Annotated in this window: 14 protein-coding genes; 8 read left to right on the forward strand and 6 right to left on the reverse strand. The window is 51.7% G+C overall.

Annotated elements, in window-relative coordinates:
• Positions 1 to 169: 169 nt before the first annotated feature.
• Positions 170 to 877: a ComF family protein gene (locus B0I18_RS06140; RefSeq protein WP_106521750.1), complete on the reverse strand. Its 708-nt coding sequence runs from the start codon at positions 875 to 877 to the stop codon at positions 170 to 172.
• A gap of 133 nt (positions 878 to 1,010) precedes the next feature.
• Here B0I18_RS06140 and B0I18_RS06145 point away from each other — a divergent pair, with 133 nt between their 5' ends.
• From B0I18_RS06145 to B0I18_RS06165, 5 genes are all read left to right on the forward strand, one after another.
• Complete coding sequence (locus B0I18_RS06145; protein WP_106521751.1) at positions 1,011 to 7,088, forward strand: alpha-2-macroglobulin family protein; 6,078 nt, start codon at positions 1,011 to 1,013, stop codon at positions 7,086 to 7,088.
• Between the two features lie 213 nt (positions 7,089 to 7,301).
• Positions 7,302 to 7,598 carry a hypothetical protein gene (locus B0I18_RS24905; protein ID WP_146146667.1) on the forward strand — a complete coding sequence of 99 codons (297 nt, stop codon included), beginning with the start codon at positions 7,302 to 7,304 and terminating at the stop codon, positions 7,596 to 7,598.
• A 125-nt stretch (positions 7,599 to 7,723) separates the two neighbouring features.
• The gene (locus B0I18_RS06155; RefSeq protein WP_106521753.1) at positions 7,724 to 9,379 is read left to right on the forward strand and encodes a SulP family inorganic anion transporter; all 1,656 of its coding nucleotides are present in this window, start codon (positions 7,724 to 7,726) and stop codon (positions 9,377 to 9,379) included.
• An 85-nt stretch (positions 9,380 to 9,464) separates the two neighbouring features.
• Positions 9,465 to 10,103, forward strand: a complete 639-nt coding sequence (locus B0I18_RS06160) for a carbonic anhydrase (protein WP_106521754.1) — start codon at positions 9,465 to 9,467, stop codon at positions 10,101 to 10,103.
• Between the two features lie 71 nt (positions 10,104 to 10,174).
• The gene (locus B0I18_RS06165) at positions 10,175 to 10,456 is read left to right on the forward strand and encodes a GNAT family N-acetyltransferase (RefSeq protein WP_106521755.1); all 282 of its coding nucleotides are present in this window, start codon (positions 10,175 to 10,177) and stop codon (positions 10,454 to 10,456) included.
• A gap of 123 nt (positions 10,457 to 10,579) precedes the next feature.
• Here the strand turns inward: B0I18_RS06165 and B0I18_RS06170 are convergent, their stop codons facing one another.
• Positions 10,580 to 11,386 carry a tetratricopeptide repeat protein gene (locus B0I18_RS06170; RefSeq protein ID WP_106521756.1) on the reverse strand — a complete coding sequence of 269 codons (807 nt, stop codon included), beginning with the start codon at positions 11,384 to 11,386 and terminating at the stop codon, positions 10,580 to 10,582.
• Entirely contained in the window at positions 11,383 to 12,414 is a 1,032-nt protein-coding gene (locus B0I18_RS06175; RefSeq protein WP_106521757.1) for a VWA domain-containing protein, read from the reverse strand. The genes B0I18_RS06170 and B0I18_RS06175 overlap by 4 nt, the downstream gene beginning before the upstream one ends.
• 181 nt (positions 12,415 to 12,595) lie before the next feature.
• On the opposite strand from B0I18_RS06175, the gene gcvT reads away from it, so the two are divergent.
• From gcvT to B0I18_RS06190, 3 genes are all read left to right on the forward strand, one after another.
• Positions 12,596 to 13,684, forward strand: a complete 1,089-nt coding sequence (gene gcvT, locus B0I18_RS06180) for a glycine cleavage system aminomethyltransferase GcvT (RefSeq protein ID WP_106521758.1) — start codon at positions 12,596 to 12,598, stop codon at positions 13,682 to 13,684.
• A 336-nt stretch (positions 13,685 to 14,020) separates the two neighbouring features.
• Entirely contained in the window at positions 14,021 to 16,195 is a 2,175-nt protein-coding gene (gene recQ, locus B0I18_RS06185) for a DNA helicase RecQ (RefSeq protein ID WP_245882057.1), read from the forward strand.
• A 113-nt stretch (positions 16,196 to 16,308) separates the two neighbouring features.
• A complete protein-coding gene (locus B0I18_RS06190; protein ID WP_106521760.1) occupies positions 16,309 to 16,950 on the forward strand; it encodes an NUDIX hydrolase in 642 nt (213 codons plus the stop codon).
• Between the two features lies 1 nt (position 16,951).
• Here the strand turns inward: B0I18_RS06190 and B0I18_RS06195 are convergent, their stop codons facing one another.
• From B0I18_RS06195 to smc, 3 genes are all read right to left on the reverse strand, one after another.
• Positions 16,952 to 18,961 (reverse strand): T9SS type B sorting domain-containing protein, encoded by a 2,010-nt coding sequence (locus B0I18_RS06195; protein WP_106521761.1) that lies wholly within the window; start codon positions 18,959 to 18,961, stop codon positions 16,952 to 16,954.
• A gap of 40 nt (positions 18,962 to 19,001) precedes the next feature.
• The gene (locus B0I18_RS06200; protein WP_106521762.1) at positions 19,002 to 21,008 is read right to left on the reverse strand and encodes a T9SS type B sorting domain-containing protein; all 2,007 of its coding nucleotides are present in this window, start codon (positions 21,006 to 21,008) and stop codon (positions 19,002 to 19,004) included.
• 122 nt (positions 21,009 to 21,130) lie between these two features.
• Complete coding sequence (gene smc / locus B0I18_RS06205; protein ID WP_106521763.1) at positions 21,131 to 24,664, reverse strand: chromosome segregation protein SMC; 3,534 nt, start codon at positions 24,662 to 24,664, stop codon at positions 21,131 to 21,133.
• Positions 24,665 to 24,741: the final 77 nt, after the last annotated feature.

Consider the following 24,741-nt stretch of genomic DNA (forward strand, 5'->3'; position numbering starts at 1 on the left):
CAACAAAGAGGTTGTCTCATAGACCGGCAAACCTGCCGGCTTACGGGCTGCGAAAGTACATCAAAAAAAAGAATTTTTCCCCGGGAATCCCGACATTAACGACCCGGAAGGGTGGAGGCCGGGCCCGGCGTGCCCTGTATTTTCCCCGGCCTTGCTGTATCGGCTCCAGCTAGTCGGTAGCGAGGGCCAGCGTAGCGATACCCAGGCTGGCCGCACCGGCTTCTAATAAGGCCAGTCCTGCCGCTTCGAGGGTGGCGCCGGTGGTCAGTACATCGTCGACCAGCAGCAGGCGCTTGCCCCTGATCTGCGCAGCCTTTCCTGCCCGGAACACGGTGGCCACATTATCCAGCCGCTCCAGTCTCGACTTGCGGGTTTGCGATCCGGTATCCCTTACCCGCTCCAGGGCGTTTGCGGCTACGGGCAGGCTGGTGGCTGCTGCAATACCGCCGGCAATGAGTGCTGCCTGGTTAAAGCCTCTGCGGTAGGCCTTTTGCCGGTGCAAGGGCACGGGTACCAATAAGTCGGTGGCTTCGAGCCAGCCATCGGCCTGCAATTCCTGGCCAAATACATTGCCGAGGAACGATCCGGTTGCAGCACGGCCTTTGTATTTAAGCTGGTGCAGGAGGTGTTGCATCATGCCGTCTTTGGTAAAATAGGTAAATGCCGTGGCCCGGACCAGGGGCAGCCTGCCGGTAAACAAGCGTTGCACTTTGTTTTCGGGCAGACGGTGCAGTCCCGTACGGGGTAAGTTGAGCAGGCAATGCAGGCAAAGTACCTGCTCGGAACCGCTAAGCGCCCGGTCGCAGGCCGCGCAGAGATCGGGGAAAAAGAGCCCGCTCAGCGCATTGGCAGCGGTTTTTACGAAGTTGAAAGCCATAGAACAACAGGTTATGGCGGCCTTTTGGTTGCATGAAGATAATTAAAATATTACTTGCTTTTGTGCAATCGCTTCACCGGGGGCATCTCTATTTTAGCTTACTTTGCTTGTAGAAAATAAAAAAACAAACACCATGCTCAAACGCATTTTGCTAACCTTGTTGATTGCAGCCGGCTTTGCTCCTGCATTCGCTCAAAAGAACAAAATGGACAATTCCTATCAGCGCCAATGGCAGGAGGCCGATTCGCTGCTTAACGGCGGTTTGCCTCAATCGGCCGCAAAGGTCGCACGTAATATCCTGGCCGGCGCCGAAGCGCAAAAGGATCAGCCCAACATCATCAAAGCGCAATTGTTTTTGATGAGTACGGACGCGGACGAAGCCAGCGATACCGCTAATATCCACAAAGCGGAGCGTTATGCCGCTATGGCTACCGGGCCCGAAAAAGCCCTGTGGCAAAGCATTACCGCCCAACTGTACTGGGGGTATTTCCAGCAACACCGCTGGCAGTTGTACCAGCGCACGGCGCTCGCAGGCAATCCTCCTGAGGATATCGCCGCCTGGGACGCCCCCGCATTTTTTAAAAAGATATCGGCCTTATACCAGGCTTCCCTGGCCAACCCCGCCGAACTGCAGCAAATACCCGTAGCGCGCTATACCGCCCTGCTGGTAGCAGGTAAGAATACCCGTAAGCTACGCCCCACATTATACGACCTGTTGGCGTTCCGCGCCTTGTCTTATTTCGGCAACGATGAACGGGAAGTAATTAACCCGGCCAATAAATTTGAGCTGGATAAGGCCGCCGATTTTGACCCGGAGCAACAGTTCCGCGGCCTGAAGCCGGTAACTACCGATGCCAATTCCGTGCTCCTGCAGGCCTGCAACCTATACCGCGAAGTATTGGCGTTTCATGCAAAGGACAAAGAACAGGATGCACTGATCGATGCCGATCTGCAGCGACTGGCATTTGTTTATACCTATTCGGTACATCCCGATAAGGACAGCCTGTACCTGCAAGCCCTGCAGCACCTGGAAAAACAATATGCAGGCAATCCTGCCGTGGCCCAGGTATCCTTCCTGGTGGCTGCGCAGCTGGTCAATAAAGGGGAAGCACAACCTGTGCCGCGGGCAAAGGCCCGGGGCGGTGCTAAACCCGGCAATCGCGATCTGCCTGCCATCGTCGCGAAACTCAAAGAGATTACAAGCCGTTACCCGGGCACCGAAGGCGCTGCTAATGCGGCTAACCTGCTTAATAGCCTGCAGCAGGCTTCCCTGGACCTCAGGACCGAAGAAGTAAACCTGCCCGGCGAAAATATAAAGGCATTGATCACTTACAGGAATACGACTAAGGTATACCTGAAAGTGTACCGTATCAATAACGACCTGTTGCGCGGGCGCTACCGGAACCAGGCGAATATGCAGCAGCAATTGCGCCAGATGACGCCTTTGAAAAGCTGGGAACAAACTTTGCCCGGCAGTGCAGATATGGAAGAGCACAAAGCCGAAATCAAAGTGGATGCTTTAGTGCCGGGAACTTATGTACTGGTAGCCGATCTTACCGGTCAGCTTGACGATAAGGCGGGCAATATGGCGTCGGCCGCATTCTTCCAGGTATCCGGCTTAAGCCTGGTAGCCAATAGCGGCAGCGCTACGGCTTATGTGCTCGACAGGGCCACCGGCAAGCCCCGTGCCGGCGTTAAAGCCACCTACTGGCGGCAATCCTGGAACAATAAGAAGAACCAGGACGAACTGAAGCAAATCGGTACGGGTGTTTCCGATGCCCGTGGCCGCCTGCAGTTGCCAGCAAAATCCCAACATGACTATGAAAACAGGCTGGCGGCAGTAAGCCTGGCGGCTGGCAACGACAGCCTGGAGGTGAGCAGCTATTTCAATATCAGCAAACCGGAAAAAAGACTGCCTGTTGTCACGACCAAAACCTTCCTGTTTACCGACCGTTCTATTTACCGGCCCGGGCAAACGATCTTTTTTAAAGGGATCGTACTGAGCAGCTCCGACTACGAACGGCGGAACGAAGTACTGGCCAATAAAATCATGACCCTGGGCTTCTATGATGTCAACAACCAGAAGCTGCAGTCGATGGAAGTGACGACCAATGCATTTGGTTCGTACACCGGTAAGTTTACCGCGCCGGAAGGCTTACTGGGCGGGCAGATGACCATCAGGGATGAAGGCAATAGCGGCGATGTTTCGTTTTCTGTAGAAGAATATAAGCGCCCTAAATTCTATGTGGCCTTCGATACCCTGAAAGGCAGTTACAGCCTCGACCAGGAACTGACTGTAAAAGGTTTTGCCAAAGCTTATGCCGGTAATCATATCGACGGCGCTACGGTATCGTACCGCGTGGTACGCCGCGCCCGCTTCCCTTACTACTGGTGCTTTTACCGCTGGGGTATGCCATCATCACCGGAACGCGAAATTGCCAGTGGCAAAACCGTGACCGGCGCCGATGGTTCTTTTACGGTGAACTTCCGTACCCTCCCCGACAAATCGGTAGCCCCGCGTACCCTGCCGGTATTCTCTTACGAAATCATGGCCGATATCACCGATGTAAACGGCGAAACCCGCAGTGGTAAGGAGCAGGTACAGGCAGGCTACCGCAGCCTGCAGATCAAGGCCGGTATCGCAGAAGACAGCCGGCCGGAAGACCTGGCCGCCCTTGCAGTGCGCACCGAAAACCTGAACGGCATTTTTACACCGGCTACCCTGAAGGTATCGGTATATCGCCTGGTATACCCGGGACAATACCGTAAACGGCTTTGGGAAACACCCGACCAGTTTACAATGACCGAGGCTGAATTCCGCAAGGCCTTCCCCGATGATGAATACAAGGAGGAAAGCAGTTACCTGAACTGGGAAACCGGTAAGGCGCTGTGGCAGCAAACCATGACCACCACGGCTACCGGTACCCTGAACATACCCGCCGCCACCCTGGCCGAAAACGGCTGGTACCTGGTGGAACTGAGCGGCAAAGATGCCCAGGGCAACGAAGTGACCGAGAAAAAATATACCCATGTATGGGCGCCGAACCGTAAGGGTAATGCCCAAAAGGACCTGCTGGCTTATACGGATAAACAAACCTATGAACCCGGTAACGAAGCCGCAGTGTGGACCGCCACGCCGGTTAAAGATGCTCACCTGCTGGTATTACAAACCCGGATGTCGGGGGTAGAGGAGCAGGAACAGCAGGGCAATCCCATAAGTTTCAAAGTGACGGAAGAAGACCGTGGCGGCAGGGCCTTTGCCTGGTTATACGTTTATAAAAACAGGGTGTATACCGCCGAAAAACAAGTGAATATTCCCTGGACCAATAAAGAGCTGAGCCTCGAGTGGGGTACGCACCGTGATAAGCTACAGCCAGGCGAAGGCGAAACCTGGACGCTCACCATTAAGGGCGCAAAAAAAGAAAAAGTAGCGGCAGAGCTCCTGGCCGGCATGTACGATGCCTCGCTCGATGCGTTCCGCCTGCATAGCTGGTCGCCGGTAGGCAGCCTGTATCCCATGGTATATAACACCGGCCGGTGGCAGGGCAACTATGCCTTTGGCGTAGCCGATGGCATTAGCCTGGTTTATGGCAGGAATACGGACTACCTGCAGTACGAGAAATCGTACGACGAATTATATGGCCTGCCCGCGGCCAACGGGTATTACCCGTATGCTGAGGGCCGTATATCCGGCAGAAACATGAGGATGCGTGACGCCAGCAATATGACCCTGGCGGCTGCGCCGATGGCGAAAGGCGCGCCCGGTGCTGCCGATAAAGTGCTTTATGAAGATGTTATTGAACAGGAGGCTGCGCCCGCAAATGCGGAAGATGACCGCGATGCAACGCCCGGAACAGGACAGACCGCGCCCCAGGTGCGTAAAAACCTGCAGGAAACCGCCTTCTTCTTCCCGCAGCTGGCTACTGATGCAGAGGGTAATGTAACCGTAAAATTCACGATGCCCGAAGCCCTTACCGAATGGAAAATGATGGCGTTTGCGCATACCAAAGACTGGCAGACCGCTTACCTCGAAGGCAAGGTGAAAACCCAGAAAGACCTGATGGTGATGCCGAACCTGCCCCGCTTCCTGCGCCAGAACGACGAGATGGTGATCAGTACGAAGATCAGCAACCTGAGCGCTAAAACGCTGAACGGTACGGCTACGCTCGAAATACTGGATGCAGCAACCCTGCAGCCGCTCGCCCTGCCCTTCCGCTTAAAAGACGACAAACAAAGTTTTGAAGTAGCCCAGGGGCAAAGCACTACGGCCAACTGGACCATCCACATACCCGAAAGCCGCTATACACCGGTTGTATTCCGCATCGTAGCGCAATCCGGCAACTTCTCGGATGGCGAAGAAAATACCCTGCCGGTAATTACCAACCGCACCCTGGTTACCGAAACCCTGCCTTTGCCGGTAAGGGGCAACCAGGAACAATCGTTTACCCTCGAAAAACTCCTGAACAATAAAAGCAATACGCTCAGCAACCATGCCCTTACCGTAGAGTTTACCGGTAACCCGGCCTGGTATGCCGTACAGGCGCTGCCTTACCTGATGGAGTATCCTTATGAATGTGCCGAGCAAACCTTTAACCGCTTTTATGCCAATGCGCTGGCTGCGCACATCGTGGCCCAGTCGCCTAAAGTAGCTGCGATCTTTGCGCAATGGAAAACAGCCGATACTGCTGCCTTACTGTCGAACCTCGAAAAGAACGAAGAGCTGAAATCGGCCCTGCTGGAAGAAACGCCCTGGGTAATGGAAGGCAAAAATGAAAGCGAGCAGAAACGCCGCATCGCCACATTGTTCGAGACCCATAAAATGGCCCGTGAGCTGGACAAGAGCCTGAAAAAACTGGAACAGATGCAACTGGATGCCGGCGGCTTCCCCTGGTTTAAAGGCATGCCCGGCGACCGATACATTACCCAATACATTGTAACCGGTATGGCCAGGCTGCAACACCTCGGCGTTAAAGCAGCGAACGAAGGTGCGGCCCGTACTATCATTGGCAAAGCGCTGCCTTACCTCGACCGCTTCCTGCAGGAAGACTACGACAACCTGGTAAAAAACAAGGCCAAAATGGAGGAACAGCAGATATCTTATATCCAGGTACAGTACCTGTATATGCGTAGTTTCTTCGCGGATAAGAGCGTGTCTTCCGCCACGCAAAAAGCGTTTGGTTACTATAAAAAGCAGGCCTCCGTTTACTGGCCGAAGTTCAACCCTTATCTCAAAGGACAGATCGCCCTGGCCCTGCAACGTTTCAACGATACCAAAACACCGGCACAGGTAATGGCTTCGCTTAAAGAAACAGCCATCCGCAAACAGGAAACGGGTATGTACTGGAAAGATATGCCACGTGGTTATTGGTGGTACGAGGCGCCGATTGAAGCACAGGCCTTACTGATAGAAGCCTTTGGCGAAGTGGCAAAAGATAAAGCAGCCGTGGATGAACTGAAAGTATGGCTGCTGAAGCAAAAGCAAACCCAGAACTGGCAAACAACCAAAGCCACGGCCGACGCCTGTTACGCGCTGTTGCTGCAGGGCAGCGACTGGCTGGTGAACGAACCGGCGGTTACTATCAGCCTGGGCAACGAGCAGATCCGGTCTGTTGAAGTGAAAACGGAAGCCGGTACCGGTTATTTCAAAAAACGCTTCGATGGCCAGGACGTGCAACCCGCGATGGGCAATATTAAAGTAAAAGTAGACCAGGCTAAAAACGAAGGCGTAAGCTGGGGAGCCGTGTACTGGCAATATTTCGAAGACCTGGATAAAATTACGGCCGCAGCTACGCCGCTGAGCCTGAAAAAACAACTCTTTATCGAGCGTAATACCGACCGTGGTCCGGTGCTGACCGAGATCAAGCCGGGCAACGAACTGCAGGTGGGCGATAAGGTTAAAGTGCGCATAGAGCTGCGCGCCGACCGCGATATGGAATATGTACACCTTAAGGACATGCGCGCTGCCTGTATGGAACCGGTTAATGTGCTGAGCGATTATAAATACCAGGGCGGCCTGGGTTATTATGAAAGTACCCGCGATATGGCCACCAATTTCTTCTTCAGCTACCTGCGCAAGGGTACCTATGTATTCGAATATCCTGTATTCGTAACGGCCAAAGGCGATTTCTCCAATGGTATCTCTACCGTGCAATGTATGTACGCACCCGAGTTCAGCAGCCATAGCGAAGGCACAAGGGTTAGGGTAAAATAATTCCTGGCTTTTTTGTACACAACAACCAGGCGGCCCGGCGATTCATGCGCCGGGCCGCTTCGTTTTTTGTCACGGGATGGTAAAAAAATCGGATGCGATAGCTATATCTATTTTATAGATGCCGTTATCAATATTTAAGTAGTGTACATTCTCAATCTCTTAACCTGTTATTTGCACGTTTTTTCCTTCAATGCTTTATCTTTGCCCCAAAGCATGAAGCGACTCGCCGCCATATTATTCCTTTCCATTTTTACCCTTATGATGCTGCCCGTAAAGCAGATCGGTAAAATGTTATGGGATAACCAGATGACGGAAGAAGTTCATGAACATGGTCCCTGTCATAAGAAAATGACCAATAATGACCATGATAAATTCTGGTACCATCATCTCTTCGCTCCCGTGCGTATGGAAGACAGCAAAGTGGTCTGCTATAAGCACGCTTCCCGTCCTGAGGCATTGATCAAATGCCATCACCTGGACGTCCCTTTACAGCCTCCGAATTTTTGTTAATCAGTATCCGGGCATTTTCCTGCCCGGGGTGGTTGCTTTCCGTATTAACCGGCGTGCCTAGTCGTGCGCGGGTGGTTCGGGCAATCGCGGTTTCCCATTCCTTATCTGCTTAACAACAAATTGTTATGTCTAAAGAAAAATCATTTTTCGCAAACGCGAAAAGCGACTTGACTGCGGGACTTATTGTCTTTCTTATAGCCTTACCCTTGTGCCTGGGCATCGCCCAGGCCTCCAATGCGCCACCCCTGGCAGGTATTATCGCCGGTGTAATCGGTGGTATCGTTATCGGTTTTTTCAGTAAATCCCAGTTAAGCGTAAGTGGTCCGGCTGCTGGCCTGGTCGCTATCGTTATCGGCGCCCTCGAAAAGCTCGGCGCCTTCGAAATCTTCCTCTGCGCGGTGATCCTGGCCGGCGCTTTCCAGTTGCTGCTGGGCTTCCTGCGCGCCGGTAGCATTGCCAATTATTTTCCTACCAATGTTATAGAAGGTATGCTGGCCGGTATCGGTCTTACCATCATCATCAAGCAGATCCCCGATGCCGTAGGCTTCGTCAATCCGAAACATACCGAAGGTATGACCGATGCGGACGATGGCTTTACCCTGCAAAGCATTACCGATTCTTTTAATCACCTGGAGCCCGGGGCTATCATTATAGCCATGGTCGGTATTGGAATACTGGTATTGTGGTCGCTTAAAGGCATGAAAAAAGTGCAGATGATCCCCGCGGGCCTGCTCGTGGTGATTATAGGCACCCTGCTCAATCAACTGTTTGCCACCGTGGCGCCCTCGCTTTATGTAAGCGGCAACCACCTGGTTAACCTGCCTGTGCCTAAAACTGCAGGCGACTTTTTCGGTAATTTCAAACTGCCCGACCTGAGCGGTTTTGCAAATCCCATGGTTTGGTCTACCGGCCTGGTTATAGCGGTCGTAGCTTCTATCGAGACCCTGCTCTGTATCGAAGCTACCGACAAGCTTGATCCCCAGAAGCGGTATACCTCGGGTGATGCGGAGCTGCGGGCGCAGGGCATCGGTAACATCGTCAGCGGTTTTATCGGCGGTTTACCGATCACCTCCGTGATCGTGCGTTCCTCGGCCAATATCAATGCCGGTGCACGTACCAAGCTGTCGACCATCTTCCATGGTTCACTGCTGCTGGTTTGTGTGGCTACTATCCCCTTTATCCTTAACCTTATTCCTAAAGCAGGTCTGGCAGCCATCCTGATCTATACCGGTTACCGTCTTTGCCGCCCTGCTGTGTTCAAACATATGTGGCATGCGGGTCTTACCCAGTTCCTGCCCTTTGTGATCACGGCGCTGGCGGTCGTATTCCTCGATCTGCTTAAAGGTGTGGGCCTGGGTATGGCGTTCAGTATCTTCTACATCCTGCGCAATAACCTGCGTATCCCGTTCTTCTACAAGCGTTCGGTATACGAGTCGGGCGAAGTGGTACGGCTCGAGCTGGCCCAGGAAGTCTCGTTCCTGAATAAAGCCAGTATTAAGAAAACACTGGAAAACATACCGGAAGGCAGTACCCTCATCCTGGATGCCACCAATACCGAATATATCGATTATGATGTACTGGAACTGATCAAGGAATTTCAACTGTCCAAGGCGCCGGATAAGGATATCCGGATGTCGCTGATCGGTTTCCGCAACACTTATCACCTGGATATAGGCAGCGCCGACCATAAAGAGGAAGAGGAGTTGCCGGGTTACGGGCAAAAGCCGATCCGGAAAACAGCCGGCGATTATAAAAAACTACTCAAACAGCTTACGTCCTGAGCATAGGCCTTTTATCCGGTACAGGCGCAGGACTAAAGTTTGGTAGCGTTTATTAATAATATATAATTACTTTTATAAGAAAAAAATGAAAAGCACAACGAATAATACTAATGTAATGACCCCCGAAGCGGCATATAAATTACTGAAAGACGGTAACGAAAGATTCATCAATGGTATCAGCGCTAACCGCGACCTGCTGAAAAGCGTAGCCGATACCAAAGACGGACAGAAGCCCTTCGCCGCCATATTGAGCTGCATGGACTCCCGTGCCCCGGCAGAACTGCTCTTCGACCAGGGTATCGGCGATATCTTCAACATCCGTATTGCGGGCAACGTGATCTCGCCTTATGTACTGGGATCGCTGGAGTATGCCGTTGCGGTAGCCGGGTCGAAACTGATCCTGGTTATGGGCCATACCAATTGCGGTGCCGTTAAAGGCGCCTGCGACGATGTGAAAATGGGTAACCTGACCGCATTGCTCGACCAGATCAAAGATTCTATCAGTCACGAGCCGGTTGCCGAAGGTGAAGATCGCACCGGTAATAATAAAGATTTTGTAAACCGCATCGCCCTGCAAAATGTGCATCATTCCGTTAACCAGATGATGGAGCAGAGCGATGTGATCCGCCAGCATGTGGAGAACGGCACCATCCAGATCGTACCTGCTATGTACGATATCGCCACCGGTGTCGTTACCTTCCATAAGCAGTTGGAGCTGGCTTAAGATTTTTGTCTTGTTTGTATTTAGTTAGAGGGTTCCGCTTCCTGTAAGCGGAACTTTTCTATTTTTACGGCATGGAGATACAACACGAGTCCGATCATAAAGGAGGGAAATTTTTTGTAGCCCGCGAGGGCCGGCAACTGGCCGCTATGACCTATATCTGGGCCGGAGAAAAACGGATGGTGATTGACCATACCGAAGTAGACGCCGCGCTGAAAGGGCAGGGGGTAGGCTATCAACTGGTGGCTGCAGCCGTAGCTGCAGCCCGGGCAGGTGGCTTTACGATATTGCCGCTCTGTCCCTTTGCCAAAGCGGCTATGGCCAAAGAGCCTGCTTATGCCGATGTGCTGGCTTAAGGAGTGTTTGATCCGGGGTGTTGTTGCCCGGTTTCGTATAGCATAATAACAGCTATTGTAGCTGCTATAAAAAATTCCCGCAGGGTTACCTGCGGGAATTTTTTTAAACGGTATTGTGCCGGCTTACCAGTCTTTGCTGAGTTTAACGGGTACGCCTTTTTCTTTTTCTTTCTTCTCCTGTATTTTCTTCTCTTCCTGGCGCAGGGCATTCAACAGGTTTTCGGCTTGCTGCTGGCTCAGTTTACTAGGCTGTGCCTGGGGCTTTTGCTGGTCTTTCTGGTCCTGGTCTTTATCGCCTTTGCCTTCGTCCGGCTTGTCTTTTTGATCGTCTTTCTTGTCTGGGTCGCCTTTACCCTTGTCGTCTTTCTTATCCTTGTTGTCCTTATTATCCTTATTGTCTTTGTTGTCTTTATTATCCTTGTTGTCCTTATTGTCTTTGTTATCCTTATTGTCCTTATTATCCTTGTTGTCTTTACCGCCGCCGTCTTTCTTCATCATGGCATTGGCATAGGCCAGGTTGTATTTGGTATCCGCATCGGTGCCATCCAGCCTCAGTGCCTGTTTGTAGGCATTGGCAGCCTCTTCCCATTTTTTTTCTTCAAGGAAGGTGTTGCCGATATTGTGATAGGCCCTGGCCTGCTCTTTTTTATCTTTCGTGTTTTTAATACTGGCGGTCATTGCCTGGCGGGCATTGTCGTATTGTTTGCCCTGGTACAGGGCATCGCCGATATTGAACATACCGGTATACGAGCCTGGATCCTTTTGCAGGGCGCTCTGGTAAGCCCCCTGGGCTTCCTTGTATTTTTTCGCCTTATACAACTCATTGCCCTTGCGCAGGTCGGGCCGCGGGCTTTGCCCCGAAGGCTGCTGCTGTGCATAGGCAGATGCGCTGACCATTAAGGCGGCCATACATGCCGTTACTATTCTCATGATTGAACTCCTGTGCTTTGTATCGTTGATTTCTTTTTAAAAATGGTGGCGGCAGGTAACAGCCAGTCGGCGATGAGCAGCAGCAAAGCCGCACCGATAAAGTACTGGAAATAGCTGCTGTAATCGGTAAACATAACCATACCCATGTTTTTGCCTTCCATATTATCGATCAGGTCGGTAAGGTAATCTGCCACCTGGTTGGTATTGGCCAGCAGCTTGTAAGTGCCGCCAGTGGCCTGTGCCAGCGATTTCAGTTCTTCTTCGTTCAGCTTGGTGATTACCGGGTTACCGTTCTCGTCCAGTTTGGGTTCGCCGGTTTCGGGATCGATAATGGTAGCGCCTTGTGGCGACCCTATGCCCACGGTATAAATGATCACACCCTGGTCGGCGGCTTTCTTGGCGGCATCCAGGGCCTGTTCGTCATGGTCTTCTCCGTCCGATATCAGTACAATGGCTTTATGCTTTTTTTCTTTCTGGCTGAAGGATGTGTTGGCCAGGTTGATGGCTTCGGACAATACCGTGCCCTGTGTGGGGATCAGGTCGGGCTTTACGGTCTCGAGCAACATACGGGCCGCGCTGTAGTCGATGGTAAGCGGTACCTGCAGGTAAGCTTTACCGGCAAATACGACCAGCCCTACACGGTCGTTCTTCATCTTGTCCATCATGCCGGCAATCAGCATTTTGGCGCGGCTCAGCCGGTCGGGCTGTATATCGCGGGCCAGCATACTTTTACTTACATCCAGGGCAAAGAACACGTCTACGCCTTTGCGTTCGGCCTTTTCGGTCTGGGCGCCCATCTGCAGGTTGGCCAGGCCGAGTATGGCCGACAGCAGCGCCAGGGTTACCAGTACGAATTTGGTCGTGATCCTGCCGTTGATCCTGCCGCTGAGCAGGTTCTTTACCAGCGCCGGGTCGCCCAGCCGTTTAATGCGGCTGCTGCGCCATTGCAGGTAGGCGATATATACCACCACGACCAGGGGTACCAGCAAAAGCAGCCACAGGTATTCGATATGTTGGAAACGGAACATAGTCTGTATAAGGTCCTTACGTTTTATGAAAAGCCTCTGCAGAGGTCTTCAGGCAAATATAAAACTCTGCAAATAAACGAATTTGAACAAAAAGTTATTGTGCTTTTTTTTAACACAGACTTTTAGTGCTATTTTTGCGCGGTTTCCCAGGACAAAGCTGGGGGCTTGAAAAAAATAAACAATGAAGAATACGCCATTCACGGAAAAACACATTGCACTCGGCGCTAAAATGGCCGAATTTGCAGGCTACAATATGCCCATTTCCTATACGGGTATTAACGACGAACACGCTGCTGTGCGTAACAATGCAGGTGTGTTTGACGTAAGCCATATGGGGGAGTTTATTTTAAAAGGCCCCAAGGCCCTGGACCTCATACAGCGTGTTACCTCCAACGATGCTTCCAAGCTTACCCCCGGTAAGGCGCAGTACTCCTGCCTGCCTAACGAACAGGGCGGCATCGTGGACGACCTGATCGTGTATTGCCTCGAGGAAAACAACAGCTATATGCTGGTCGTGAATGCCTCCAATATCGAAAAAGACTGGAACTGGATCAGCAGTAAGAATACCGAAGGTGTAGAGATGCAGAATATCTCCGACAAAACGGCGCTGCTGGCCATACAGGGCCCTAAAGCCGTAGAATATATGCAGCAGCTGACCGATGTGGACCTGGTCAACCTCAAGTACTACACCTTTGCCAAAGGCACCTTTGCCGGCGTAGACAACGTAGTGATCAGCGCAACCGGTTATACCGGCAGTGGTGGTATCGAAATTTATTTCGAAGATAAAGACGATAACAGTACCAGGATCTGGGATGAAATATTCCGCATAGGTGGTCCAAAAGGTCTGAAACCAATCGGCCTGGGCGCACGCGATACCCTGCGTCTTGAAAAAGGATTCTGCCTGTATGGCAACGATATCGACGATACTACTTCGCCGCTCGAAGCCGGTCTGGGCTGGATCACCAAATTTACCAAAGACTTTACCGCCCGCCCGATACTCGAGCAGCAGAAAGCCGAAGGCGTACAGCGCAAACTGGTAGGACTGGAAATGGTAGATAAAGGTATACCCCGTCATGGTTACAAGATCCAGGATGCCGAAGGCAACGAGATCGGTTATGTAACCTCCGGTACCCAGTCGCCCACACTGGGCAAGGCCATCGCCGTCGCTTATGTAAATAAAAGTTTTGCGGCCGAAGGCAACGAGGTATTCGTTGTGGTACGCGACAAAGCCCTGAAAGCACAGGTGGTAAAAATGCCGTTCTTAAAATAAATAAACCAGGTTCGATCTGAACCCGGGTATACTTCAATAGTCTGATAGTGTTGCTATTGTAAAAAAGCAAAGGTTGACCTGGTTTCATCCTTTGCTTTTTTATTGATAAATGTCTATTGTTTTATAGGAACATATATAAAATTTTACAAAAATCAGTATATTGTAGTTATATTTATAAGGAGAACCTTCGTAAATTCGCAGTCATTTTAACCGGAGGCGGGTTTCGAACCGGCGCCGGTAATAGAAAAGTTTAATTTATTATATATTTATAATCCATTTATGGAAAGCAGTGCTGCAAAATCAAAGTCCAAAAGTGCTCCTAATTTAAAAAAGGAATTGCAGAAATACTTTGGATTTGATGGATTTAAGGGGGAGCAGGAAGTAATTATCAAAAGCATATTAAAGGGCAAGGATACCTTCGTAATCATGCCCACAGGGGGCGGCAAGTCGCTGTGCTACCAGCTGCCCGCCCTGATCAGCGAGGGGGTGGCCCTGATCGTGTCGCCGCTGATCGCCCTGATGAAGAACCAGGTGGACCTGATACGGGGTTATAGCGACGACGATAACGTGGCGCATTTCCTCAACTCAAGTCTCAGCCGGGTGCAGCAGCGCAAGGTTAAAGCCGACCTTACCGAAGGCAAGACCAAAATGCTGTACGTAGCGCCCGAAACCCTTACCAAGAGGGAAAATATCGACTTCTTCTCCGATATTAATATTTCGTTTGTGGCGGTGGATGAAGCGCACTGTATCTCGGAATGGGGACACGATTTCCGGCCCGAATACCGTAAGCTGCGCGACATGATCTCCGAGATCAATCCCAAACTGCCGATCATTGCCCTTACCGCTACGGCCACGCCCAAGGTACAGGACGATATCGTCAAGAACCTGGATCTGCAGGATCCCACGACCATCGTAGCTTCGTTTAACAGGCCCAACCTGTATTACGAAGTCGTACCCAAAATATCCAAGACCCAGGTGCTGAAGCATATGGTGCGTTATATCAATACGCATAAAGGCAAAAGCGGTATCATTTATACGCTCAACCGTAAAACTACCGAGGAGCTTGCAGACATGCTTTGTGCCAACGGGATCAAAGCCGTGGCCTACCATGCCGGTCTCGATGCGGGTACACGCGCCCAGCGCCAGGACCAGTTCCTCAAAGACGAGGTGGAAGTGATCGTGGCAACCATTGCCTTTGGCATGGGTATCGATAAGCCCGATGTGCGTTTCGTGATGCACTACAACATCCCGAAATCGCTGGAGAACTACTACCAGGAAACGGGCCGTGCGGGCCGCGACGGCGGTAACAGCAAGTGTATCCTGTATTATTCCTACAAGGATGTGCAGAAGCTGGAACACCTGATGCGCGACAAGCCGCTGAGCGAACGCGAAATGGGCGCCCAGCTGATTACCGAAACCGTTGCCTATGTAGAAAGCGGCGCCTGCCGCCGCAGGTTGTTGCTCCACTATTTCGGCGAGATCAGCAAAACCGAGAACTGCGGGCATTGCGATAACTGCTGTCATCCGAAAGAGAAGCTCGATGTGAAAGACAGCGTGAAGATCGTGCTCGACGCCATCGACGAACTCGACGAGCGCTTTGGTATCGACTATGTCGTGGATGTGGTATTGTCTAAAAACAACCCGCAGATCAAGACCTTCAAGCATGATAAGCTGCAATCCTACGGCGCAGGCCTCATCATGGAGATGGACGAAACCTTCTGGCAGTCGCTGATCCGCCAGATGATGCTCGAAGACTTTATCCGTAAAGATATCGAAGAATACGGCTTACTCAAGATTACCGACAACGGCCGCAAGTTTCTTAAAAAACCTTTCTCGATCAAAGTGGCGCTCAACCACCAGTACCGCGAAATGGAGGGGGAAGAAGAGGAAGAAGCCAGCAGCGGCGGTACGGCGGCTGTGGATACGGCGCTGCTCGAAATGCTGGTAGACCTGCGTAAAAAAGTGGCCAAGGAAAAGAACCTGCCACCCTTCGTGATCTTCCTCGAAAACTCGCTGGAAGACATGGCGCTGAACTATCCCACCACGATGGAGGAACTGGAAAAGATCCAGGGGGTAAGTAAAGGCAAGGCCCTGAAATTCGGTAAGAAATTCGTGGAGCTGATCGCCAAGTATGTAGAAGAAAATGACATCGAAAGGCCGGATGATTTCGTAATGAAAAACGTAGCCAATAAAGGCGCGCTGAAAGTCTACATCATCCAGAATATCGATAAGAAAATACCACTCGAAGCCATTGCCCGTAACAAGGACATTACCGTAGCCGAACTGATGACGGCCATGGAAGGCATCGTAGCCAGCGGTACCAAGCTCAACCTCGGTTACTGTATCGACGAAGAGCTCGACGAACGCGAGCAGGAAGATATCTTCGACTTCTTCCGTAACTCGACCGACGACGACCTGGAACTGGTATACGAAGAGTTCAAGGATAGCGATGTAAGCATCGAGCAGTTACAACTGATGCGGATCAAATTCCTGAGCGAATACGGGAACTAAAATATAGCGGTCGAAGAGACAAGCGCCGGGCTACAGCCCGGCGCTTTTTTATTTAAGCATTCATAAAGGAATGGACTTTGTTTGCTTAGGGCCGGTCGCTTATCTTCGCATATATGGAACATCAATGGAGTGAATGGGTAAACTGGCTGCAGCAGCGGTTGCAACAACCCTTGCCGGGATATGAAGCCCAGAGAAAGATGATGAACATTAACCGGCCGGATGTACGGGTAACACCCGAAACCGCAAGGCAAAGCGGCGTTATGCTGCTGCTGTATCCCGAAGCGCAGGACGTACGCCTGGTGCTGATCGAAAGGACGGACGACGGCGGTGTGCATGGCGGACAGATCGCTTTGCCCGGTGGTCGTAAAGAAGACTATGATACCGACATCGTAGACACGGCCCTGCGCGAAGCTAATGAAGAAGTAAACCTGGATCGCGAAAGCGTACAGGTGCTGGGGCAATTGAGTCCTTTATACATACCCGTCAGCAATTTTGAAGTACACCCGGTTATCGTGGTCAGCGACCGAAAGCCGGAGCTCAGCCCCTCCGAAGCCGAAGTAGCCCGCATCCTTTACCTGTCGCTGTCCGGCATCTTCGCGGATAAAGACGATGTGGAAGTACGTCCTTCCGGCTTTCCCAATATGACGATCCGTACCGTCGCTTATATGATGAACGATACCAAATATATATGGGGCGCCACCGCTATGATCCTCTCGGAGCTGGAAGCGATCTGGGAGGAGCGCCCGGGTCAATAGATCAGCGGATCAGTACCAGGTCGCCTTTCTTGCTGAATTTTTCTTCGTTGATCTTATATTCGATAGTATAGAAGTAAGTGCCCGCATCGCATGCAACGCCATTAAAAGCGCCATCCCAGAAGATGCCGGGTGTTTTGCTTTCAAACACCTTTTGTCCGTAGCGGTTATAGATGGCATGGCTGTAAGCCTTAGCTGCCGGGCAATGCAGCTCAATAATAAAAACGTCGTTGTGCCCGTCGCCGTTGGGTGAAAAAGCATTGGGGACAAAGGGCCTGCAATTACAATACATCGTTGCCAGGTGTACGGAGTCGCTAAAGGCGCCGCAGGCATTGGCAGCGGTAACGGTATAAGTGCCCGGGCCATCCGTAAAGATAGTAGCCTCAGTACTGCCATTGCTCCATAAATAATTTCCCTCGGGTACTATTTCCGCGTGAAGCTGCAACGTCGTTCCGGCGCAGACCAGGGTATCGTTTTCATACAGGTGAAATGTGGGGATGATGACGTCTATGGCAATGCTGTCTGTTACGCTGCAGCCTTCGAGCGTTGTTGTAAGGGAGTAAGAGCCCTTTTGGCTAACATTAAAAGCACTTGCGGTGCTGCCGTCCTGCCAGCGATAAGTAGCGCCGGCGACAACGGGCGATGGAACAAGCTGGTAGCCTTTGCACACTGCCGTATCATTACCCAGGCCGGTATTAAAACGGATAAACCGCACACGGAAGCTGTCAATACTCAACCTGCATCCATCTCTTCCGTATACCCAATAAATGCCATCATTATTGACCGTGTGCTGCACACCGGTACCGCCGGTATTCCACAGGTAGCTTTCATGCACTGCGGGCGCATTCAGGGTAACCTGCGGTAGCTGGCAGATCGTCGTATCGATGATTGCCGTTGCTATGGTGTCGCGGGGTTCATGAACAACAACGATATTGCCGAAATCAGAAAAGGTTGCCGAAGGAAAGAGCGCCGATGTAAGTGCATCCCGATTATAGAGGCAGGCGCTGCCGGCCGCATCGGGGTTGCTGATACAGCCTACGCGTTTTGCCCAGATGCGCAGCGTATATATTTTATCGTCGGGGCCTTTGCGTAAGTGCATAAACATCCCGGTATCGATCACTATCCTGGAGCTTTGCACCGCCGTAAGATTGGGTAATAAACTGAGGTCGTATTGGAGTAGGTTGTTTATACCTGCATAAAGTTTACTGCCGTCGGGCGAAAACACAGCCCCGGCCGAACCCATAGGAGCGGCACTGAGTTGCCCCAATGATGCAAACAGCCCGGTTGTTTTATCGAAAGACAGCAAGTGCATCGCCGTGCCGCCAGATACCGCCAGGGTGGCTTCTTTATTAAAGGTCATGCGCGATGCCGGTACCGGGATCGCATTGGAGGTTACCGGCGTGGTACTGATCCCCGGGGCGGTTAGCTTGAAAGACAGGTGCTGCGGGCTGTTGCCGTCGTGGAGTATGATCCAGTAATTACCACACTCGCCGGCTTTTTGTACCACCACGCCCTCGGATACATTGGTGGCCAGCACTATGTTTTTCTGACCGGGCACCACATCTCCAAGCCCGCCGTTTAAAGTCATATCGATCACCGAGTAATAGGCATTATGCGTACTGTCTTCGTAGGCATCCGTGGTAATCACATAGTATTGTTGCGGGTTGGCGGGCGACCTGGCAATAGCAACCCCTGTTGCGCTGGAGCCCATATGTATTCCTCCCCAGATCGGACCATTACCCAACATGCCTGTGCCGTTGGGCATAAGATTATTATTCCTGTCCCAGTTATTAAAGCCCGAACTGTAGAAGAGTAGGTTGCCCGCCGGGTCGCAAACGCTGGCGCAGCCTTCGGTAGTCACCATGCTGTGCCGGAAAAAAGAAGGAGGCGTGGTATTGAAATTGAGACCGAGGCTATCGCCGAAACACCATATATTATTTTCGCCCTGGGCCTGCGAAAGCCGGGCAAACAATATCAAGATCAGGATGATGCCTGAAGTAAATAAACGTTTCATGGAAGGTATACCGGTTGAGCTTGCATAGCGATTGGATTGCTTAACGGATCAGTACCAGGTCGCCTTTTTTGACGACCTTTTCCGGCCCGTTTTTAAAGGTTATGTAGTAGAAGTAAGTGCCCGCATCACATGCAACGCCATTAAAGGCACCGTCCCAAAACCGGCCCTGCTCCTGGCTTTCAAACACCTTTTGTCCGAAACGGTTATAGATGACATGCCCATAAGCCGTTATGGCCGGGCAATGCAATTCGATTACGAACCGGTCGTTGAGCCCGTCGCCGTTGGGCGAAAAAGCATTGGGGGCATAAGGCCTGCAATTACAATACATCGTTGTTATACGAATCGAGTCGCTGAAGGTGCCACATATATTTTCGGCGGTAACGGTATACGTGCCGGCTTTATTGATCGCTTTATCGGGGCCATTGCTGCCGTCGTTCCAGGTATAAATGCTTGTGGGGTTAGCCTTGGTATGCAGCATCAGTACGGCATCGCTGCAGATGGTCGTATCGGTCTCCTGTAAGTCGGCATAGGGGACGGTTATGTCGATCATAACGCTGTCGGAAAGGCTGCAGCCTGCTACAGTTGCCGTTACTGCATAGCGGCCTTTACGGCTTACGGTAAGGCCCGGGGCAGTACTGCCGTCCTGCCAGCGATAAGTAGCCCCTGCTACTGTAGCGTCCAGCCTGAGGCTGTCGCCCTGGCATAGGGTAGTATCGGGGCCCAGATCGGTAGAAAAGTGTACGAATCGTACATGGAAGCTATCGATATACAGGCTGCACCGGCTGCCGCTGTACAGCCAATAGGTGCCGTCCTGGGTTACGTCGGCCTGGTTGTCCTGGCTCCCGGTACTCCACAGGTAGCTTTCTGCATCGGCAGGCGCCTTCAGCCTGAGTTGGTTTGCCTGGCATACTGTGGTATCCTTCGTGGGACGTATGGTGGTATCCTTTTCATGTACGATAAAAACATTACCCAGTTCCGAATAGAACCCGGAATTGTAGTTGGGTAAAGTCATGGCTGCCCCATCATACAGGCAGGCAGCGCCCGCTGCATTGGGATTTTGAATGCAACCCAGGTCGGACGTAAGCGGCAGGATATAAATTTTGCCATCGGGGCCATTGCGCATGAACAGTTTGATATTCGATGCCGTGTCGATTACCGTCCGGGAGTTTTGAACCGCCGTCATATTAGGTAAGAGACTGAGGTCATATTGCAGCAGCACAGAGCCGGCGTATAACTTACTGCCATCGGGCGAAAAGGCCGTGCTGTAGCCGCCGTAAAGGCCGTTGAAAAGCATGCCGATCTGGCTGAAGATACCCGTGGTTTTATCGAAAGATAAAAGTCGCAAGTCTACTGTGCCGGAAGTAGCCATGGTTCCTGCTTTGTTAAAATTGAGCCGGCCCGCCGAATAAGGCATGCCGGTAGAGATTACCGGTGTCATATTGATGCCCGCAGGCGTTACCTCGTAGGCCAGGTAGTGCGGGTTGCTTTTATCGTGTAAAATGATCCAGTAATCGCCGCAGGTACTGGTGGCCTGTATGCGAATGCCTTCAAACACATTGGTGGCCAGTTGGATGTTTTTCTGACCCGGTACCACATCGCCCATACCGCCGTTCAGCGACATGTCGATCACGGAATAATAAGCATTGAACAGGTTTTCTTCCCCTGCATTGGTCGTGATCATATAGTACTGTTGCGGGTTGGCCGGCGATTTTACGATCGCAACCCCCATCATGGAAGAACCAATATTTATGCCGCCTACCGTCGGGCCATTGCCCAGCAGGCCGCTGCCGTTGGGCATCAGGGTATGGCTCCGGTCCCAGTTGTTGCTGCCCGAGCTATAAAACAGCAGGTTGCCTGCAGCATCACATACCGTGGCGCAGCCTTCATGTGTCTTCATCTGGTGCTGGAAGAAAGAGGGTGGTGTGGTATTGAAGTTCATGCCTACCTGCTGACCGAAGCACCAGATATTGTTTTCGCCCTGGGCATGCAGGTGCCGGGCATAAAAACAGGCGACCAGGAGGATTACCGGGAGTAGCAGGTGTTTCACAGGATTAGAGCGGGTTAGGTTCCTTTGAAAGATACAAATTATCGGGGAGCCGGTTGGGTAGGGGCATAAAAAAGGGAAACATAGTATATGCTTCCCTTTTCCTGTTATAATGAAAATAAGTATTAATTCAGGCTCCTGAAGTCGACGGGTACCAGCTTGCTGACGCCTGCCTCCTGCATGGTTACCCCGTAGATCACATCCACGGCAGCCATGGTCTGCTTGTTGTGGGTTACGATGATAAACTGCGAGTTGTCGCTGAATTTGCGGATCATTTGGGTAAACTTGCCTACGTTGGCATCGTCCAGCGGGGCGTCCACCTCATCAAGGATACAAAACGGCGCCGGCTTGATCAGGTAGATGGCAAACAGGAAGGCTGTAGAAGTCAGTGTTTTTTCACCACCCGACAGCTGGGTCAGCGTGCTCGGTCTTTTGCCTTTAGGCTGTGCGTAGATCTCGATACCGCTATCGGCAATATTATCCGGATCGGTCAGTTTCAGGTCGGCGGCATCCTCTTCGGTAAAGAGGGCCTTGAATACCTGTACGAAATTGGTCCGCACGGCATCGAAGGTCTCCCTGAATTTGGCATTGGCTGTATTCTCGATCTCTTCGATGGTCGCCATCAGGGTATTGTGTGCGTCTTCCAGGTCTTTTTTCTGGTCCACGATAAAGTCGTGGCGCACCTTCATCTCGCTGTAGGCCTCGATCGCGGTCGGGTTTACCTCGCCTATATTCTCAAGGCGTTTTTTCAGCCGGTCCGCTTCTGCATTAAGTTCCTCTACCGTCATGTCGTTCTTGCGGCCCTCTTCCAGTATGGCTTCCAGGTCTACTTTGAACTCTACGTTCAGGCGTTCTTTCATACCGGCTACCTGCAGCTTCATGGCGCCCAGTTTTTCGCGGATACCGCTCAGCAGGGTTTCGGCCTGTTCCTTTTCCCTGCGCTGCCGGCTAATCTTGCTTTCGTGCTCGCTTATGGCATTACGGAATTCATAGTAAGTACGGTCCTTCTCGCTCAGGTTTCTTTCATCTACATCTTTCTTCTGCATCAGTTCATACAGCTCATTATCGCCAAAGTGCAGCTTACCGCTGGTTTCGCTGATCTGTGCCGAAGTCTCTTTCAGTTGTTCGCGGTTGCTGGTGATCTGGCGTTCCAGGTCGGTCAACTGGTTGTTGCGGAAGCTGAATTCCTGTTTCAGGTTCTCGATCTTGCTTTGCTGGCGGGTGTGTTGGATGTTCTGGTTGTTGTACTGCTGGGTGGCCATGTTGAAGTCCTGCTCTACCGCGGCAAATTCTTCGGCTGCCTTTTGTATTGCAGCTTGCAGCGATTGCAGTTGCTCCGTGATCTCTTCGAGTTCGGTACGGGTATCGCTGATGCCTTCCTGCAGCTCCGCAAACTGGTCCTGGAGGTCCTGCAGGCGTTTTTCTCCGGTCAGGTTCAGTTGTTCGTAGTTTTCTATACGGTGCCCGAGGTTAATGGCCTGGTTGCTCAGTTTATTGATCTCGTTGCGCGCCTGGTCTATGGCCCGGTCGTTAAGTTCCTGGTTGAAACCGGTAATGCGGGTTTGCGTTTCGCTGATCTGTTGTTTCAGCTGTGCGGTAGATGTGGTAAGGCTTTCGATATCCGAGGCCAGGCGCTCCAGGTTTTTGGCGCGGCCTATTTTATTACCTTCGAACAGGCCTATACTGCCGCCGCCCAGGTTGTATTTACCCCGCAGGGTTTTGCCGCTCTTTTCAATGATCACATTGTTGTTGTGAACGGTTGCGCCGGTTACGTTGTCGGTACTTTCAGCAATATAAACGTGGCCCAGCAGGTGTTGTGCCAGCGCTTTGTATTGTTCGTCCACCTGTATTACGCTCATGGCGGGCACCAGGCCTTCCTGCGGCTCGCTGGCGGCAGTGGCGCCACCTGCGCCGAACTGGTCGAGCAGGAAGAAGTTGGCTTTGCCTTTTTTATGGCTTTCCAGCAATTGCACGGCCTGTGCCGCTTCCTGCACATCTTTTACCACGTAGTAGTTCAGATAGCTGTCCAGCACATATTCCAGGGCGGTACGGTATTCGTCTCTGGCTACGAATATGTCCGACAGGAGCGGGGCATTGCTGTTCCATTCTTTATTTTTTTTCAGGAACTTGATACTGTCGGGATAGCCTTCCAGGCTGTCCACCAGCGATTTCAGCAGGTCGTGTTCGTTGCGCCGGGCGTCGAGCTTACGGTTTTCTTCTACCGACCGGGCCCTTAACGATTCCAGCTGCTCCTGGCTTTCGAGTATCTTGTTCTTGATTGCTTCATGACGGCTTACCAGGGCCTGCAGGTCGTCCTGCTTTTGTTGCAGGTGCGCGTCGGTATCCTGTTTTTCGCGGTTCAGCTGCGCGATCTGTAAGGCGCGCTGGGCCTTCTCTTCCTGGATCTGCTGCATCGAGCGCTGCAGGTTCATTACAGAGGTATCGGCAACGGCTACTTTTTTCTCGGCATCAAATTGCCTGCGTTGGAATTGTTGCAGGTTATGGCGTTCTTCTTCCAGCTTCCGCTTTTTAATATCGAATGTTTCCCTTTTTTCGTCGAGGGTATTGCGCAGGTTTTCCAATTGGTCCCGTTGCTCCTGCAGCGATTCGGCCTCAACCGTGATCTGTTGCTCGGCAAAGGCGATCGATTCTTTCAATTGTTTCAGTTGCTCGCCGGCATTACCCAGGAACTGGTTCAGGCTTTTCTCGCGGTCCTGGAGGTGATCCAGGCGCTGCGCAGCCAGTTTCTTGTCGCTTTCCAGCTGGCGGATGCGGTTTACCAGTTCGTTGAACTGTTTCTGCAGGCCGTTCAGTTCCTGTTCTTTCTGTACCAGTTTTACCTTATTGGCCTCGATCACCGCTTCGTCGCCCGAGATCTCGGTTTCGATCTTCATCTTCTTATCCTGTTCGATCTCGTGCTGCTCGTTCAGGGCCTGGTACTTTTCGTTAAATTCTTCGAGCGAGGCCTTGGCCAGCTCTACGCTGATTTCTTTATACTCGTTCTTGATCTGGAAGTAGCGTTCTGCCTTACGGGCCTGGCTTTCGAGGGTACGCAGGTTATTGCCGATCTCGAACAGCAGGTCCTCGATTCGGGACAAATCCTGTTGCGTAGCATCCAGCTTTTGCTTGGCCTCTTTCTTCCGGGTTTTATAAATGGAGATACCGGCTGCCTGTTCCAGCATACGGCGGCGGCTGCCTTCCTTATCTTTGATGATATCATCCACCATACCCAGTTCGATAATCGCATAGGAGTCGTTGCTTACCCCCGTATCGAGAAAGAGGTTGTGGATGTCCTTCAGGCGGCAGGTCACGTCGTTGAGCCGGTACTCGCTCTCGCCGCTTTTGTAGAATTTACGGGTAATGGTAACCGTAGTAAATTCCGTAGGCAGCAGGTTGCGGGTATTCTCGAACGTGAGCGATACTTCGGCCATACCGGAGGCCGAACGGCTGCGCGAACCATTGAACACAAGATCTTCGAGGTTGTCGGATCGCAGCGATTTGATCTTGTGCTCACCGATTACCCAACGTATGGCATCGATAATATTCGATTTGCCACAGCCATTGGGCCCTACAATCCCCGTAATGGGATTGTCCAGCAGGATCTGTGTCTTATCGGCAAAGGACTTGAATCCTTTTATATCTAGTGATTTTAAACGCACTGATTTATTTTTAAAAAGAGGTCAAATGTACGAAATGCCCGGCATTTGTTATAATATGGCATTTCCCGGGTCCACCA

The organism is Taibaiella chishuiensis (assembly GCF_003014535.1).
Taxonomy (GTDB): Bacteria; Bacteroidota; Bacteroidia; order Chitinophagales; family Chitinophagaceae; genus Taibaiella; species Taibaiella chishuiensis.

Coding starts and splice junctions, on each gene's coding strand:
- gcvT (WP_106521758.1), top strand. CDS start 12,596: ATGAAGAATACGCCATTCACGGAAAAACACATTGCACTCGGCGCTAAA.
- B0I18_RS06160 (WP_106521754.1), top strand. CDS start 9,465: ATGAAAAGCACAACGAATAATACTAATGTAATGACCCCCGAAGCGGCA.
- B0I18_RS06190 (WP_106521760.1), top strand. CDS start 16,309: ATGGAACATCAATGGAGTGAATGGGTAAACTGGCTGCAGCAGCGGTTG.
- B0I18_RS24905 (WP_146146667.1), top strand. CDS start 7,302: ATGAAGCGACTCGCCGCCATATTATTCCTTTCCATTTTTACCCTTATG.
- B0I18_RS06165 (WP_106521755.1), top strand. CDS start 10,175: ATGGAGATACAACACGAGTCCGATCATAAAGGAGGGAAATTTTTTGTA.
- B0I18_RS06195 (WP_106521761.1), bottom strand. CDS start 18,961: ATGAAACGTTTATTTACTTCAGGCATCATCCTGATCTTGATATTGTTT.
- B0I18_RS06145 (WP_106521751.1), top strand. CDS start 1,011: ATGCTCAAACGCATTTTGCTAACCTTGTTGATTGCAGCCGGCTTTGCT.
- B0I18_RS06170 (WP_106521756.1), bottom strand. CDS start 11,386: ATGAGAATAGTAACGGCATGTATGGCCGCCTTAATGGTCAGCGCATCT.
- B0I18_RS06140 (WP_106521750.1), bottom strand. CDS start 877: ATGGCTTTCAACTTCGTAAAAACCGCTGCCAATGCGCTGAGCGGGCTC.
- B0I18_RS06175 (WP_106521757.1), bottom strand. CDS start 12,414: ATGTTCCGTTTCCAACATATCGAATACCTGTGGCTGCTTTTGCTGGTA.
- B0I18_RS06155 (WP_106521753.1), top strand. CDS start 7,724: ATGTCTAAAGAAAAATCATTTTTCGCAAACGCGAAAAGCGACTTGACT.